This window comes from Streptomyces sp. NBC_01428 (genome assembly GCF_036231965.1).
Taxonomy (GTDB): domain Bacteria; phylum Actinomycetota; class Actinomycetes; order Streptomycetales; family Streptomycetaceae; genus Streptomyces.
Window position 1 is genome coordinate 2,554,021 of the sequence record NZ_CP109499.1, and the last position, 16,139, is coordinate 2,570,159.

The following is a 16,139-nucleotide window of genomic DNA, read 5'->3' on the forward strand; positions in this document are numbered from 1 at the left end:
CGTGTTCACTTTGAAACCTCCCTGACGAGGCCGCGTCGTTGCGGCCGAGGTGGCTGGAAGTCAACTCGGCCACACGTGCGACGTCAAGAAGTAAATACTTAACGAGATGGCAACGGTGCCATGCGTTCTCTAAGTGAAGGCAGGCGTTACGGCATTCAGAGAACCGTCCAAAAGGGTCGAATCGCCCATCTCGCTGAGCGCGAGAGCGAGCGCTCCGAGCACCTCCGCACGGCCCCCAAGTGCCCCTGGCAACACCGAGAGTTGACGTGCGGCGCTGGGGATCGCGTAGCGGCCGACAGACTCCCTGATGGGCCCGAGGACGAGCTCTCCGGCCTCGGCGAGATCGCCGCCGAGGACCACTCGGCTCGGGTTCAGCAAATTGCAGAGATTCGCGACTCCACTCCCGATATGTCGGCCGACGTCGGCGATCACCCGACGGCAGCCCGGATCACCGTCCCGCGCCAGCCTGACCACGCCTTCCATGGTCAGGTCCGTCCCGTGGCTGGACTGGAGGAGCGGCAGCACATAGCGCGCCGCCGCAAAGGTCTCCAGGCAGCCGCGGTTGCCGCAACGGCACACGGGGCCGGATTCATCAAGAGTAATATGCCCGATTTCTCCCGCTGTGCCACCCGGGCCGCGGTAGATCTTCCCGTCGATCACCAGGCCCGCGCCGACACCGCTCGCGACCTTGATGTACGCGAGGTCCCTGACCCCGCGCCCGCTCCCCCAGACCATCTCGCCGAGCGCGCCCAGGTTGGCGTCGTTGTCCACGTGCACGGGCACGCCGAGCCGCCCCCGCAGCTCCTCGGCGGGCCTCGCACCGGTCCAGCCCGGCAGGATCGACGTGGACCCGAGGGTCCCCGACTCCACGTCGATCGGACCCGGCACACCGAGCCCCACACCCGCGATCTTGGACCGGTCGACACCGGTTGCCGCGATCAGGCGACTGACCAGCTCCTCGGCCCGGTCGAAGCCCTGCGCGGCCGAGGCGTCCACGTCCAGCGGCTCGGACTCCTCCGCCAGCACCTGATGCGCCAGATTCCCGACCGCGACGCGCAAATGGGTGTGACCGAAGTCGACCCCGATGACGATGCCGGCGTCCCCGCTCAGGGACACGCTGCGGGCCCTGCGCCCGCCCGCCGAAGTGGGAGTGACCTCGACCGTTCCCCCGTCCTTGAGTTCACGGACGATATTGGAAACGGTCGCGGCCGACAGGCCCGTCGTCCTCGCGATCTCCGCCTGCGTGAGCGATCCGGCAAGGCGCACCGCTCTTACGACGCGCTCCAGATTGGCTCGGTGCAGCGACGACTGCGACCCCGGAGTCTCCATCGACTCATCCACTCCTGCCCTCAGCCGGGCGGCCCCGATGCCACCCGTGTGATCCGGGTCACAGCAACGGGACGCCGGTCACTTACAAGTTGTGAACTCCAAGCTCCGCTGAACGGGTTACCGCAGTCAAGTCCTTGACGGAAATCGGGTCCGTCCAGTCTTGTTCGATTTCCGTCACCGCCCGGACACGCGGACGCCACCCCCGCGAGACGGGGGTGGCGTTGGCGCGGAAGGGGCCGGAGACCTACTTGAGCGTCGCCGACGTGAGGCCGGCCTGTACCTGGCGCTGGAAGGACAGGTACACGATGAGCATCGGGATCATCGCGATCGTCACGCCCGCGAAGAGGACGGGAAGGTCGGTGGCGTATCCCTGCTGCTGCTGGAGCTGGATGAGGCCCTGCGTGAGGACGTAGCGCTCCGGATCGGAACTGCTCTGCGGCTGCATCAGGACCGAGGGCAGGATGTACTGGTTCCACTGGCCCAGCACGTTGAAGATGCCGACGCTGAGCAGTCCGGGCTTGGCCATCGGGAGCATGACCTGGAAGAACGCCCGGGTGTGCGAGGCCCCGTCGAGCACCGCCGCCTCGAAGACCGCCCCGGGCAGCGTTCGGAAGAACGCGTGCATGAAGAAAACGGTGAACGGCAGCGAGTAGGCGACGTACACCAGGATCAGACCTTGGTACGAGTTCAGCATGTCGAGGCGTTTGACCATGAAGAACAGCGGGACCAGGGCGAGGAAGACGGGGAACATGGCCCCGCCGACGAAGAAGAAGTAGATGGCCCGGTTGCCGGGGAACTCGTAGCGGGCCAGGACGTACGCCGCCATCGCCCCGAGGAGCATGGTCAGCGGGACCGAGAAGACCAGCACGATCAGGGTGTTGGCGAAGTAGTCGCCGATGCCCTTGTTCCAGGCCCGGCTGAACACGTCCAGCTGCCAGTTGGACGGCCAGCCGAGGGCCGACCCCCCGATCTGCGCGTCGGTCTTGAAGGAGCTCAGGACGAGCCAGAGCAGCGGCAGGATGATCAGGATGGCCCACAGGGCCAGGAAGCCGTGCGAGAAGACGTTGAGGGCCATTCCCTCGGTGCGCTTGTCGCCCGGCCGGGGCGGGGCCTTCTTCACGGTTCGTTGCGGGGGTACTCCGGCGCCGTCGACCTTCGTCGGCTCCGTGATGGGTGCGCTCATAGTCGTGTCTCCCGCTCAGAACTCGATGCGCTCGCGGCGGGTGGCGCGCAGCGTGACCACGGACAGGATCAGGGTGAGGAGGAGCATGACGACGCCCATGGCACAGGCGTAGCCGCTCCTTCCGTAGTAGAGGAAGTTGCGCATCATGACGTTCGCCATGACCTCGCTGTGGTGGTCCGGTCCGCCGCCGTACCCCGTGCCCTGGGTCATGGTCGAGACGAGGACGAACATGTCCATCGCGATGATGCCGAGGTAGACCCAGGCGGTCTGCACCGTGTCCCAGAGGAGGGGCAGGGTGACCCGGAAGAAGGTGTGGGTGCGGCTCGCGCCGTCGAGCAGCGCGGCCTCGTAGATGTCCTTCGGGATGGACTGCATGGCGGCGGAGAAGAGCACCAGGTAGAAGCCGACGCCGTGCCAGACGACGACCGCCATCAGGCACCAGAGCACCAGGTTGGGCTCGTTCATCCACTCGATGGGGTTGTTGACGTCGACCAGGCCCAGCTTGATGAGCAGGCCGTTGAGCAGCCCGCCGCCGTCACTGCGGTAGAGGGCTCCGAAGAGCACCGCCACGATCGCGAGGGACAGCACCTGCGGGAAGAAGTACACGATCTTGTAGAAGCGCGAGCCGGCGACGCCCTGCACGCCACCGGCGCCGCCCCGCCCGCCCGCGTTCACCATGAAGGCGAAGAAGAGGGCGAGCAGGATGGTGATCACCGGGATGAACACCAGGAACAGGATGTTGTGCCAGATCGCTCCGAGGAATACGTCGTCCTGGAACAGCGCCTTGTAATTGTCCAGGCCGACGAAACTGAACGTCTGCGACTGGCCCTTCCAGTCGGTGAAGGAGTAGCCGATGGTCTGTATGTAAGGCCAGATCACGAAGATCAGATACAGCGCCAAAGGTGCGAGGAGAAACCCCGCGACGAACCGGTACTGCCCTTTTCGCATGGCATCCTGCCCCTGGTGTGCCGGGTTTACGTGATCAGTCGCGGTGGTTCTTCTTGGACTCCGGGTCCTTGGCCGCCTTGTCGACCGCTGCCTGGGCCCGCTTCAGCCATTCCTTCGGCTGAATGCGCTTCGACATCAGCTCGTTGGACGCGTTCTCGATGGAGGTGCCCATCTCGCTGTACCAGTTGGGGTACAGGTAGTTGAACGTGTTGTCGCCGGCCGCCTTGGAGGCCTCGACCGTGGACTGCGTACCGGGGCGCAGCTGCACGCCGTCGGAGACACCGTCCTTGAGGATGGTGAGCGAGTTGGCCTTCTGCGCGAAGACCGTCGACCACTCCTTGGAGAGCATGGAGCGCATGAACTCCTTGGCCTCGGGGAGGTTCGCGGCCTTCGACGGGATGATGAAGGGCTCGCCGGAGCCGGCCCGGATCGCCTCGAACGGCAGCGCGCTGTCCGGCAGGTTGGGCATCGGCATGAACTTCATGTCGAAGTCGTCCGGGGTCTGCTTGAGCTGCTCGTTCTCCAGCCAGGAGCCACAGGTGATGAACGCGGCCTTGTACTGGTTCCACCGGGTCTGCGACTCGGTGTGCGTCAGGCCGTTCGTACCCGGCATCAGGTAGCCCTTTTCGACCACCTCGTAGATCGCCTCGACGGCGGCCAGGGCGGCGTCGGAACCGACGAACGCCTTGGGGTCGAGGTTGTCGATCGCCTTCATGGCGTCCAGACCGCCCTTCTTGGCGATCAGGTCCATGATGGCGACGTTGATGTAGTACGGGTACTTGCCCTGGTGGGCGAGGCCGCCGATGCCCTGCGACTTGGCGTCCTTACAGATGGCGAGGAAGTCGTCCCAGGTCTTGGGGACGTCCCAGCCCTTCTCCTTGAAGAGCTTGCCGGAGTACCAGAGGCCCCACACCGTGTAGATGTAGTTCAGGGAGACGACCTTGCCGCCCTGCAGGCCCGGGTCCAGCGTGCCCGGGATCAGGGTGTCGCGGACCTTCTTGCTCGGGTCGTCGATGGACGGGGCGTCGAGCACCGCGGCCAGGTCGAGGAGCTGGCCGCTCTTGTAGAGCACGTCCAGCTTGATCTGCTGGGCGCCCGAGTCGTCGACGATGTCCGGCGGGTTGCCGCCGTTGAAGCGCGGCTGCAGCTTGCCGGTGATCTCCTGGGTACCGGTGTGGGCGCTCTTGGTGCCCCACTTCTTGTCGAAGGCCGCTTCCCAGGCCTTGGCGTACTCGTCGCCGTAGCCGCCCTTGAAGACGACGACGTCGAGCTTGCCGCCGCCCTTCTTCACGCCGAAGGGGTTGTCCTTGCTGGTCTTGCCGGTGCCCTTGTCGTCCGACGTGTCGTCGCCGCCGCCGCTCGCGCAGGCGGACAGGAAGCTCATCGTCGGAACGGTGATCAGACCAAGTGCGGCCGACCTCTTGATGAGGTCACGGCGGCCGACACCCTCGGGGCTGCTGTTCTCGGCGGAAGTGGATCCCATGCTCAAGTCCTCGCCTTCTCCAGGACTCAGGCGGTGAACCGGATCCTCCCCGGCACCGCGGTTAGGTCAAGCTGGGGTCGTGCATGGGGGATTCACTGGGACGAATCGGCGGTAGGTGTATCGACCACGGTCCGCCGGCCCTCGAATTTCCCCCCTGGGTCCTGCCTGTCCAGAGCCAGTCGATCGACTGGCCGGACGCGACAGGTATAGTCCACTTCCCGCCAGCGGAGCAAGATCGAATGCAGGTTTGCCCGTCGGTCTTTTCCGAGTTGAGACCTCCCGGAAATATGGGGCAGCCACGGATCACCCCGACGAAGGCCCCCAGGGGGCCAACCTCCCGCAATGGAACCAATGCCTGGTTCGTCGCACGCATTCACCCCGGATGCCACATCCAACACCCTTGACAGCACAGACAACTTGACGCACCAATGGTCCTTGCGTACTGAAATTGACAACGTTGTCGATGTCTTGGGAGGGCTCGGGCATGCAGCAGAGAGCTCGGTACAGACGGAGTTCCACGGGTCGCGTCGGACGGCTTTCCCCCGTCGCTCTGGGGGTGGCGGCGCTTTCCCTGGTGGCCGCCTCGCAGGGCGTGGCGGTCGCGCTGCCGGTCCAAGCGGCGGCGCCCGACCGGGACTTCAGCTCGTCGTTCGAATCGGGTGATCCGGCACCGGACTGGATCAACACGGTGGATACGGCACCGGACGGGACGAAAAGATCCTCCGGTGTCGACGGCGGCTACAGCACCGGTATCCCCGGAAACGTGACCGACCACGTCACCGACGTACGGGCCAGCGACGAGAACACCGGCGGCGGGGAGGTCAAGGAGAACCTCGTCGACGGCGAGCCCAGCAGCAAGTGGCTGACCTTCGACACCACCGGCTGGGCGGAGTTCGACCTGGACGCGCCGGTGAAGGTGGTCACGTACGCGCTCACCTCCGCGAACGACCACGACGAGCGCGACCCGAAGGACTGGACCCTCCAGGGCTCCACCGACGGCAAGGACTGGAAGACCCTCGACACCCGCACCGGGGAGGCCTTCGGCGAGCGGTTCCAGACCAAGTCGTACGACATCGCGAGCCCGGCCGAGTACCAGCACTTCCGCCTCGACGTCACGAAGAACAACGGCGGCGACATACTCCAGCTCGCCGACGTCCAGTTCTCGACCGGGCAGAGCGACGACCCGACGCCCAAGGACATGCTCTCGCTCGTGGACCGCGGGCCGAGCGGCTCGCCCACCGCGAAGGCGGGCGCGGGCTTCACGGGCAAGCGGGCCCTGCGCTACGCCGGCACCCACAAGGGCGACGGCCGGGCGTACTCGTACAACAAGGTCTTCGACGTGAACGTGCGCGTCGGCCGGGACACCGAGCTGGGGTACCGGATCTTCCCCGCGATGGCGGACGGTGACCGGGACTACGACGCGACCAACGTGTCGGTGGACCTGGTCTTCACCGACGGCACCTCGCTGAGCGGGCTGAACGCCGTGGACCAGCACGGGTTCGCGCTCACCCCGCAGGGCCAGGGCGCGTCCAAGGTGCTGTACGTCAACCAGTGGAACAACGTGACCTCCCGGATCGGTTCCGTCGCGGCCGGGAAGACCGTCGACCGGATCCTCCTCGCGTACGACTCGCCGAAGGGCCCCGCGAAGTTCCGCGGCTGGCTGGACGACGTGTCGCTGAAGACGGCCGCGCCGGAGAAGCCGAAGGCGCATCTGTCCGACTACGCGCTCACCACCCGCGGCACGAACTCCAGCGGCGGCTTCTCGCGCGGCAACAACTTCCCGGCGACGGCCGTCCCGCACGGCTTCAACTTCTGGACGCCGGTGACCAACGCGGGTTCGCTCAGCTGGCTGTACGACTACGCACGTGCGAACAACGCGGACAACCTGCCGACCATAGAGGCGTTCAGCGCGAGCCACGAGCCGAGCCCGTGGATGGGCGACCGGCAGACCTTCCAGGTGATGCCGTCCGTCGCGGCCGGGACCCCGGACACCGCTCGGGACGCCCGCGAACTGGCCTTCCGGCACGAGAACGAGACCGCGCGCCCGTACTACTACGGGGTGACCTTCGAGAACGGCCTGAAGGCGGAGATGGCGCCGACGGACCACGCGGCGGCCCTGCGCTTCACCTACCCCGGTGACGACGCGAACGTGGTGTTCGACAACGTCACCGAGCAGGCCGGGCTGACGCTCGACAGCGACGCGGGGGTGGTCACCGGCTACTCGGACGTGAAGTCCGGCCTGTCGACCGGCGCCACCCGGCTCTTCGTCTACGGGGTCTTCGACGCCCCCGTCACCGAGGGCAGCTCCAAGGGCGTCAAGGGCTACATGAAGTTCAAGCCCGGCGCCGACCACTCCGTCACGCTGCGCCTGGCGACCTCGCTGATCAGCGTGGACCAGGCCAAGGACAACCTGCGCCAGGAGATCCCGGACGGCACCTCGTTCGCGGCCGTGAAGGCCGGGGCGCAGAAGCAGTGGGACCGGCTGCTCGGCAAGATCGAGGTCCAGGGCGCGACCCCGGACCAGCTGACCACGCTGTACTCCAGCATGTACCGGCTGTATCTGTACCCCAACTCCGGCTTCGAGAAGGTCGGTTCGACGTACCAGTACGCCTCGCCGTTCTCCCCCATGCCGAACCCGGACACCCCGACCCACACCGGGGCGAAGATCGTCGACGGCAAGGTGTACGTCAACAACGGTTTCTGGGACACCTACCGGACGACCTGGCCGGCCTACTCCTTCCTGACACCCGGTCAGGCGGGTGAGATGGTCGACGGGTTCGTGCAGCAGTACAAGGACGGCGGCTGGACCTCGCGCTGGTCCTCGCCCGGCTACGCGGACCTGATGACGGGCACCTCCTCGGACGTGGCGTTCGCGGACGCGTACGTCAAGGGGGTCAAGTTCGACGCCAAGGCGGCGTACGAGGCGGCCCTGAAGAACGCGACGGTCGTCCCGCCGGCCTCCGGCGTCGGCCGCAAGGGCATGTCCACCTCCCCCTTCCTCGGCTACACGAGCACCGACACGGGTGAGGGCCTGTCGTGGGCCATGGAGGGCTACAACAACGACTACGGCATCGCCGAGATGGGCCGGGCGCTCTACAAGAAGACCGGCGAGAAGCGCTACAAGGAGGAGTCGGACTACTTCCTCAACCGCGCCCAGGACTACGTCAACCTCTTCGACTCCAAGGCCGGCTTCTTCCAGGGCCGTGACGCGAAGGGCGACTGGCGGGTCGACTCCGCGAAGTACGACCCGCGCGTGTGGGGCTACGACTACACGGAGACCAACGGCTGGGGCTACGCCTTCACCGCGCCGCAGGACTCCCGGGGGCTGGCCAACCTGTACGGCGGCCGGGCCGCGCTCGCGGACAAGCTCGACACGTACTTCGCGACCCCCGAGACGGCCTCGCCTGACGTGGTCGGCTCCTACGGCGGTGTCATCCACGAGATGACCGAGGCCCGGGACGTCCGGATGGGCATGTACGGGCACTCCAACCAGGTCGCCCACCACGTCAACTACATGTACGACGCGGCCGGGCAGCCCTGGAAGACACAGAAGAACGTCCGCGAGGTCCTCTCCCGGCTCTACGCCGGCAGCGAGATCGGGCAGGGCTACCACGGCGACGAGGACAACGGCGAGCAGTCGGCCTGGTACCTGTTCTCCTCGCTCGGCTTCTACCCGCTGGTGATGGGCAGTGGCGAGTACGCCATCGGCTCCCCGCTGTTCACGAAGGCGACCGTCCACCTGGAGAACGGCCGGGACCTGGTGATCAAGGCCCCGCGCAACAGCGCGAAGAACATCTACGTGCAGGGCGTCACGGTCGACGGCAAGCGGTGGAGCTCGACCTCGCTCCCGAACTCGCTGATCTCGAAGGGCGGGGTGCTGGAGTTCGACATGGGCGCGAAGCCGTCCTCGTGGGGCACCGGCAAGAACGCGGCTCCCCCGTCGATCGCCCAGGACGACAAGGTGCCGTCGCCGCGCTCGGACACCCTCAAGGGTGACGGCCCGCTCTTCGACAACACCTCGGCCACCGACGCCACCGTCACCTCGGTGGACCTGCCGGCGGGCGACGCCACCAAGGGGGTCCAGTACACGCTGACCTCCGCGGACCACACCAAGGCGCCGGCCGGCTGGACGCTCCAGGGGTCCTCGGACGGCACGACGTGGAAGGACCTCGACAAGCGGTCCGGCGAGTCTTTCCCCTGGGACAAGCAGACCCGGGCGTTCACCGTGGCGCATCCGGGCTCCTACGCCCACTACCGTCTCGTCCTCGACGACGCGGCGACCCTCGCGGAGGTGGAGCTGCTCGCCTGACGCGCGCGGCACGGCAGAAAGGGGCGGGCCCGGAGGAGACTCCGGGCCCGCCCCGCGTTCCGGGCGGATCAGCTCGTTTCGCTACGGCGTCACTTGTTCACGGCGAGGGCGAAGACGTGCAGGTCCGCGTTGTCGGGGAGCTTGACGCTCCTGACGGTGCGGCCCGAGGGGGCCTCGAAGGGCTTGGTGGCGAAGACGTACGTGGCCACCGGGTCCTTGTCCGCGCCGGCCACGTTGCGGTAGGCGGCCTTGGCCACGGTGGCGTTGCCGTACTGGACGGTGCCGCCTCCTCCGCCGACGGTCCAGTCGGTGAAGGCCAGGTCGACCGAGTCGGTGCCGCCGTCGGTGTAGGTGACGGTCGCGTGGCTCTCCTGGTTGCCGTTGACGGCACTGCCGACGAAGGACAACCGGGCGGCCGGGTCGGCCAGTTCGATGGTCTGGCCTGTCGCCGAGGCGTTGTCGGGCCGGCCGGGGGGCGAGTCGGGCCAGGTGAAGGTGAGGCCGTCCACCGTTCCCCGGCCGCCCGGAGTCACGCCGGCGTCGGCGAGGGCCTGCCGGGAGTAGCTCCAGCCGCCTCCGTCGAAGTCGGCCTCGTCGTGGTCACCGGCGTCGTCGGAGACCCCGGTGTTGTCGTAGGCCGCGAGCAGGGAGCCCGGGGCGGCGACGGTCAGGGCCACCGGCTGCGCGTACGAGGTGTCGGCGGAGGTCACCGTGACCTTGACGTCGTAGAACCCCTGCTCGGCGTCGTCGGCGGCGGTGAGGGTGATCCGCTGGGCGCCGTCGGTGACGGTGCCCTCGGCCGGTGTGGCCGTCACGCCGTCGGGGGTGTCCACGTGGAAGCGCACGTCGGGTCCGGTGCCGCCGCTCAGCGCGAGGGCGCGGATGTCGAGCGCGGTGCTGCCGCCGGGCGCCAGCGTCGCCGCCGTGGGACCGACGCCGATCTGGTACGGCTGCTCACCGGTGCGGAAGGAGGGCGGCGCCGCGGTCTCGGCGCTGCCCCAGGCCTTGTCGGGTGTTCCGGAGAGCGTGTAGTCCAGGGTGCCGCCGTCGCGGACGAAGGAGGCGGGGAGCCAGGGCCGTTCGGCGGTACGGCCGTCGACGCGCAGCGACCGGACGTAGGGGGCGTCCGCTGCCGCGCCGCGGGCCCGGATCTCGATGTCGCGACCGCCGGGCCGGTCGATCTCGATCCTCGGGAACAGCGGTGAGGCCAGGGTGAGTTCGGCACGGGAGGGGATCTGCGGGTACATGCCGAGCGCGGAGAAGACGTACCAGGAGGACATCTCGCCGAGGTCGTCGTTGCCGGGGATGCCCTCGGGCTTCGTCGACCAGAGCCGTGTCATCGCGGCGCGGACGGTCTCCTGCGCCTTGTACGGGGCGCCCGCGTAGTCGTACAGGTAGGGGACGTTGATGGAGGGTTCGTTGTCCAGCTCGGACTTGTCGCCGCCGCTGCCGGTGAACGCCCAGCCGCCGTCGGCGTCGTGGAAGAAGGTGTCGAGGCGTTCGAGGGCCTTGTCCCGGCCGCCCATCGCGGCGAAGAGGCCCGCGGGGTCGTGCTGCACCATCCAGGTGTACTGGGCGGCCGTTCCCTCCACGAAGCCGTTGCCGGTCGCGGGGGTGAAGCCGGTGACCCAGCTGCCGTCGGCCTTGCGGTTGGCGATGTAGCCGCCGCCGGGGTCGGCCGCGATGTTGAAGTTGTTCTGCCACCACTGGGAGCGTTCGGCGAAGTCGGCGGCGGTCCTCTTCCGGCCCGCCGCGCCGGCGAGCTGGGAGATGGCGAAGTCGGCGCCGGACATCTCCAGGGTCTCGGCCGCGCCGCCCCAGGCGTTGGTCACGGACGGCATGTAGTGGTGGTCGAGGTACTTGTCGAGGGAGGGCCGCTGGCCGGCCGAGAGGACGGGCTTGCCCGCCGGGGACAGGTCGCCCTCGGTCGGCACGGTGGCCGCCTTCACCAGGGAGTCGAGCGCGCCGCGCAGGTCGAAGTCGGTGCCACCGAAGGCGCGGATACCGGCGAGGGCCGCGGGTGACGGGTCGCCGTTCATGACGTGCGTGCCGCTCGCGCCGTGCAGCCAGCGGTCCCAGACGCCGCCGTTCTGCCGGGCGAGTTCGAGCAGGGACTGTGCGATGTCGGAGCCCGTGTCCGGGTCGAGCAGGGTCAGCAGCTGGACCTGGGAGCGGTAGACGTCCCAGCCGGAGAAGGTGCCGTACTGCGCGGCGTGCCCCCGGCTCACGGTGTGCACCTTGTCGTCGGCGCCCCGGTATCTGCGGTCGGCGTCGCTGATGACGTTCGGGTGCAGGAGGGAGTGGTAGAGCGCGGTGTAGAAGGTGGTGCGGTCGCCGTCGGTGCCGCCGCCGACGCCGATCGCGCCGAGCCGGTCCCGCCAGGCGCGGTGAGCGGCGCTTTCGACGGAGGCGAAGGAGCGGTGCGGCGGGTTCTCGGCCGCGAGGTTGGCCGCGGCGCCGGCCTGGCTGACGTACGAGATGCCGACCTTCACGTTCACCGGGTCGGCGCCGGGCTCGAACTGCACGTAGCCGCCGGCGCCCTTGCCCGCGACGGGACGGCCGCCCTGCGCGAACCCTCCGGTGCCGCCGCTCGCCTCGGTGGACCCGGGGCTGAGCCGGTCGTCCTGCCAGGTCCCGGTCGTCTTGAAGGCGCGGTCGAAGCGGGCGGTGAAGTACAGGGTGTAGTAGGAGCGTTGGCCCTCGGGGTCGAGATAGCCGCAGAAGTTGCCGGAGGTGACGGAGCCGGAGACGGTGCGGGTCTTGGGGTCGATCCGCACGGTCGAGTCCGTGGAGCCGACCTCGGAGTTGGCGGTGCGGATCAGCAGCGAGGCGGGCTTGTCCTCGGGAAAGGTGAAGCGGCCCGAGCCGGTGCGCGCGGTGGCCGTGAGGTCGGCGCTCACCCCGGAGGCGAGGCCGACCCGGTAGTGGCCGGGCTCGGCCTGTTCGTCCGTGTGCGTGAAGTCGGCCGCGTAGACGGCGTCCTTGGTGTCGCTCGCCGGGGAGGAGGTGACCTCACCGGCGTACGGGAAGAAGGGGATGTCGCCGCTGCCGCCCGCGCAGCCGGTGCCGGACATGTGGGTCAGGCTGAAGCCGCGGATGCGGGTGGCGTCGTACTGGTAGCCGCCCGGCGCGGCCGTGCGGGTGGCGTCCCCGCGGGTGTTCTCGGGGCTCCAGGAGAGCATGCCGAAGGGGGTGACGGCGCCGGGGAAGACGTTGCCGCCGTTCTTGGTGCCGATGAGCGGGTCGACGTGGACGGTGGGATCCTGGACGAGGTCCGGTGGACCGGTCGGGGGTGCGGCGAGCGCCGGAGTGGCGCCGGCGACCGTCAGGGCGACGGCCAGCAGGACGGTTGACGGACGGAAACGCATGACGCGGCCCCTCCTCCTTCGGACGGGTCGCGCACCACGGGTCGCACAAGCCGCTGGGACAGTAACGTGCGCCACGGGTACCACGGAAGACCGCGTGCGTCCCGGACGACGCGCTCGTCGCCCGCTCTTGCGGGCAGGCGTGTTCCGGCCAGAGGGACGGGCGCGGCGGTCGAGTGGTCCGTCAACTACCTTGACATCGTTGTCCGTTGAGGCGGTAGAGTCTGGCGCAGACCAGGCAGACAACGTTGTCGCGCACCCTGGTCGTCACAAGCCGCACCATCCCGGGCAGGACTCCCCCCGATCTGTCCGGGCTCGCGGACCGGACGGGCCCGAACCCACCCGCCCGGTCCGCCCTGAGCTTCCCCGCATCCACCGCCCGGCGGTGCGGGCCCGTCGACGGCCCGCACCGCCGGGCGTCGTCGTCGCGGTCGGTGGCCGGACAACGCGAAGGGCCGCACCCCCGCCGGACGGGAATGCGGCCCTCTACTGGCTTGCCGGACCGCTTAGTTGCGGATCAGGTTGCGCAGCACGTACTGCATGATGCCGCCGTTGCGGTAGTAGTCCGCCTCGCCGGGGGTGTCGATGCGCACGACCGCGTCGAACTCGACGCCGGTGTCGGTGGTGACCTTCACCGTGCGCGGGGTGGTGCCGTTGTTGAGCTCCTCGACACCGGTGAAGGAGAAGGTCTCCTCGCCGGTCAGGCCGAGGGACTCGGCCGTGGCGCCCTCCGGGAACTGGAGCGGCAGGACGCCCATGCCGATGAGGTTCGAGCGGTGGATGCGCTCGTACGACTCGGCGATGACGGCCTTGACGCCGAGGAGCGCGGTGCCCTTGGCGGCCCAGTCGCGGGACGAGCCGGAGCCGTACTCCTTGCCCGCCAGGATGACCAGCGGGATGCCCTGGTCGATGTAGTTGCGCGAGGCGTCGTAGATGAAGGAGACGGGGGCGCCGTCCTGCGTGAAGTCGCGGGTGTAGCCGCCCTCGGTGCCCGGCGCGATCTGGTTGCGCAGGCGGATGTTGGCGAACGTGCCGCGGATCATGACCTCGTGGTTGCCGCGGCGCGAGCCGTAGCTGTTGAAGTCACGACGCTCGACACCGTGCTCCGTGAGGTACTTGCCTCCGGGCGTGTCGGCCTTGATCGCACCGGCCGGGGAGATGTGGTCGGTGGTGACCGAGTCGCCGAGCTTGGCGAGGACGCGCGCGCCGGCGATGTCCGAGACCGGGGTGGTCTCCATCGTCATGCCCTCGAAGTAAGGGGGCTTGCGCACGTAGGTCGACTGCGCGTCCCACTCGAAGGTGTTGCCCTCGGGGATCGGCAGCGCCTGCCACTGGGCGTCGCCCGCGAAGACGTCCTGGTAGGACTTGTTGAACATGTCCTCGCCGATGGCGTTCGCCACGACGTCGTTGACCTCGGCCTCGGAGGGCCAGATGTCCTCGAGGTAGACGGGCTTGCCGTCCTGGTCGGTGCCGAGGGCGTCCTTGGTGATGTCCACCTTCATGGACCCGGCGAGGGCGTACGCGACGACCAGCGGCGGGGAGGCCAGGTAGTTCATCTTGACGTCGGGGTTGATCCGGCCCTCGAAGTTCCGGTTGCCGGAGAGGACCGAGGTGACGGCGAGGTCGTGGTCGTTGACGGCCTTGGAGACCTCGTCCGGCAGCGGGCCGGAGTTGCCGATGCAGGTGGTGCAGCCGTAGCCGACCAGGTTGAAGCCGACCTTGTCGAGGTAGGGGGTGAGCCCCGCCTTGTCGAAGTAGTCGGTGACGACCTTGGAGCCCGGGGCGAGGGTGGTCTTGACCCACGGCTTGCGGGTCAGGCCCTTCTCCACGGCCTTCTTCGCGACGAGCGCGGCGGCGACCATGACGTACGGGTTCGAGGTGTTGGTGCAGGAGGTGATGGCCGCGACCGTCACCGCACCGTGGTCGAGCTCGTAGGTCGAGCCGTCGGGGGCCGTGACCTGGACCGGGTTGGAGGGGACGCCGTTGCTGGCGGCCGGGGAGTCGGAGGCCGGGAAGGACTCCTTGCCCGCCTCGTCGTCGTCGGCGACGTAGTTGCGCACGTCGCTCTTGAACTGCTCGGAGGCGTTCGCGAGGACGATGCGGTCCTGCGGGCGCTTCGGGCCGGCGATGGAGGGGACGACCGTGGAGAGGTCGAGCTCCAGCTTCTCGGAGAAGTCGGGCTCGGCGGCCGGGTCGAGCCAGAGGCCCTGCTCCTTGGCGTACGCCTCGACGAGCGCGAGCTGCTGCTCGGAGCGGCCGGTGAGCTTGAGGTACTTGATGGTCTCGCCGTCGATCGGGAAGATCGCGGCGGTGGAGCCGAACTCCGGCGACATGTTGCCGATGGTGGCGCGGTTGGCCAGCGAGGTGGCGGCGACGCCCTCACCGTAGAACTCGACGAACTTGCCGACGACGCCGTGCTTGCGCAGCATCTCGGTGATCGTGAGGACCAGGTCGGTGGCGGTGGTGCCGGGGGTCAGCTCACCGGTGAGCTTGAAGCCGACGACGCGCGGGATGAGCATGGAGACCGGCTGGCCGAGCATCGCGGCCTCGGCCTCGATGCCGCCGACGCCCCAGCCGAGGACGCCCAGGCCGTTGACCATCGTGGTGTGCGAGTCGGTGCCGACGAGGGTGTCGGGGTACGCCTGGCCGTTACGGACCATGACCGTGCGGGCCAGGTGCTCGATGTTGACCTGGTGGACGATGCCGGTGCCCGGCGGGACGACCTTGAAGTCGTCGAAGGCGGTCTGGCCCCAGCGCAGGAACTGGTAGCGCTCCTTGTTGCGGCCGTACTCCAGCTCCACGTTCTGGCCGAAGGCTTCCTTCGTGCCGAACTTGTCCGCGATGACGGAGTGGTCGATGACCAGCTCGGCCGGGGAGAGCGGGTTGACCTTGGCCGGGTCGCCGCCGAGCTCCTTGACGGCCTCACGCATGGTGGCGAGGTCGACGACACAGGGCACGCCGGTGAAGTCCTGCATGATCACGCGGGCGGGCGTGAACTGGATCTCCTGGCTGGGCTGGGCCTGGGAGTCCCAGCCACCGATGGACCGGATGTGGTCGGCGGTGATGTTCGCGCCGTCCTCGGTCCGGAGCAGGTTCTCCAGCAGCACCTTCAGGCTGTACGGAAGGCGAGCCGAGCCTTCCACCTTGTCCAGCCGGAAGATCTCGTACGACTCGTCGCCCACCTGCAGCGTGCTGCGGGCGTCGAAGCTGTTCGCCGACACGACAGTCTCCTTCATTGATGTGCGCGTTCCCACCGCATCCTGCCGCCACGGCGCCTTGGCCGATCCGCTAAGGTAAGGCTAAGTTAGGTAACCCTTACCGTCGGATGGACGACGCTGTACGGCCGCGGTACGCCTCGGCAGATATCTCGATGTCGAGATAACTCTAGTACATGGGGGCGGGCAGGTCATGTCCGGGCGCCCGTGACCCGCGTCATCGCGACGCGAGCGACGGCGCCGCGCCCCCGCCGGGACGGCGCCGCACCGCGGGCGACACCGCGGGCGACACCGCGGGCGCAGGAAG

The 16,139-nt window shown here is 68.4% G+C and carries 7 protein-coding genes; 1 reads left to right on the forward strand and 6 read right to left on the reverse strand.

The genetic code is table 11. The features are described 5' to 3' along the window. Positions 1-129: 129 nt before the first annotated feature. The 4 genes from OG406_RS11030 to ngcE form a co-directional block, all read right to left on the reverse strand. Complete coding sequence (locus tag OG406_RS11030) at positions 130-1,329, reverse strand: ROK family transcriptional regulator (RefSeq protein ID WP_081221858.1); 1,200 nt, start codon at positions 1,327-1,329, stop codon at positions 130-132. Between the two features lie 244 nt (positions 1,330-1,573). Continuing rightward, positions 1,574-2,512 carry a carbohydrate ABC transporter permease gene (locus tag OG406_RS11035; protein ID WP_164375118.1) on the reverse strand — a complete coding sequence of 313 codons (939 nt, stop codon included), beginning with the start codon at positions 2,510-2,512 and terminating at the stop codon, positions 1,574-1,576. A 15-nt stretch (positions 2,513-2,527) separates the two neighbouring features. Continuing rightward, complete coding sequence (locus OG406_RS11040) at positions 2,528-3,460, reverse strand: carbohydrate ABC transporter permease (RefSeq protein WP_164375119.1); 933 nt, start codon at positions 3,458-3,460, stop codon at positions 2,528-2,530. Positions 3,461-3,494: 34 nt separating this feature from the next. After that, the gene (ngcE, locus tag OG406_RS11045; RefSeq protein ID WP_164375120.1) at positions 3,495-4,943 is read right to left on the reverse strand and encodes an N-acetylglucosamine/diacetylchitobiose ABC transporter substrate-binding protein; all 1,449 of its coding nucleotides are present in this window, start codon (positions 4,941-4,943) and stop codon (positions 3,495-3,497) included. Between the two features lie 484 nt (positions 4,944-5,427). Between ngcE and OG406_RS11050 the strand changes: the two genes are divergently transcribed. Then, positions 5,428-9,252: a GH92 family glycosyl hydrolase gene (locus tag OG406_RS11050; protein ID WP_443067068.1), complete on the forward strand. Its 3,825-nt coding sequence runs from the start codon at positions 5,428-5,430 to the stop codon at positions 9,250-9,252. Between the two features lie 89 nt (positions 9,253-9,341). On the opposite strand, the gene OG406_RS11055 is transcribed toward OG406_RS11050, so the two are convergent. After that, positions 9,342-12,620 carry a GH92 family glycosyl hydrolase gene (locus OG406_RS11055; RefSeq protein WP_329185524.1) on the reverse strand — a complete coding sequence of 1,093 codons (3,279 nt, stop codon included), beginning with the start codon at positions 12,618-12,620 and terminating at the stop codon, positions 9,342-9,344. 503 nt (positions 12,621-13,123) lie between these two features. Then, positions 13,124-15,838 (reverse strand): aconitate hydratase AcnA, encoded by a 2,715-nt coding sequence (gene acnA, locus OG406_RS11060; RefSeq protein WP_164375122.1) that lies wholly within the window; start codon positions 15,836-15,838, stop codon positions 13,124-13,126. Positions 15,839-16,139: the final 301 nt, after the last annotated feature.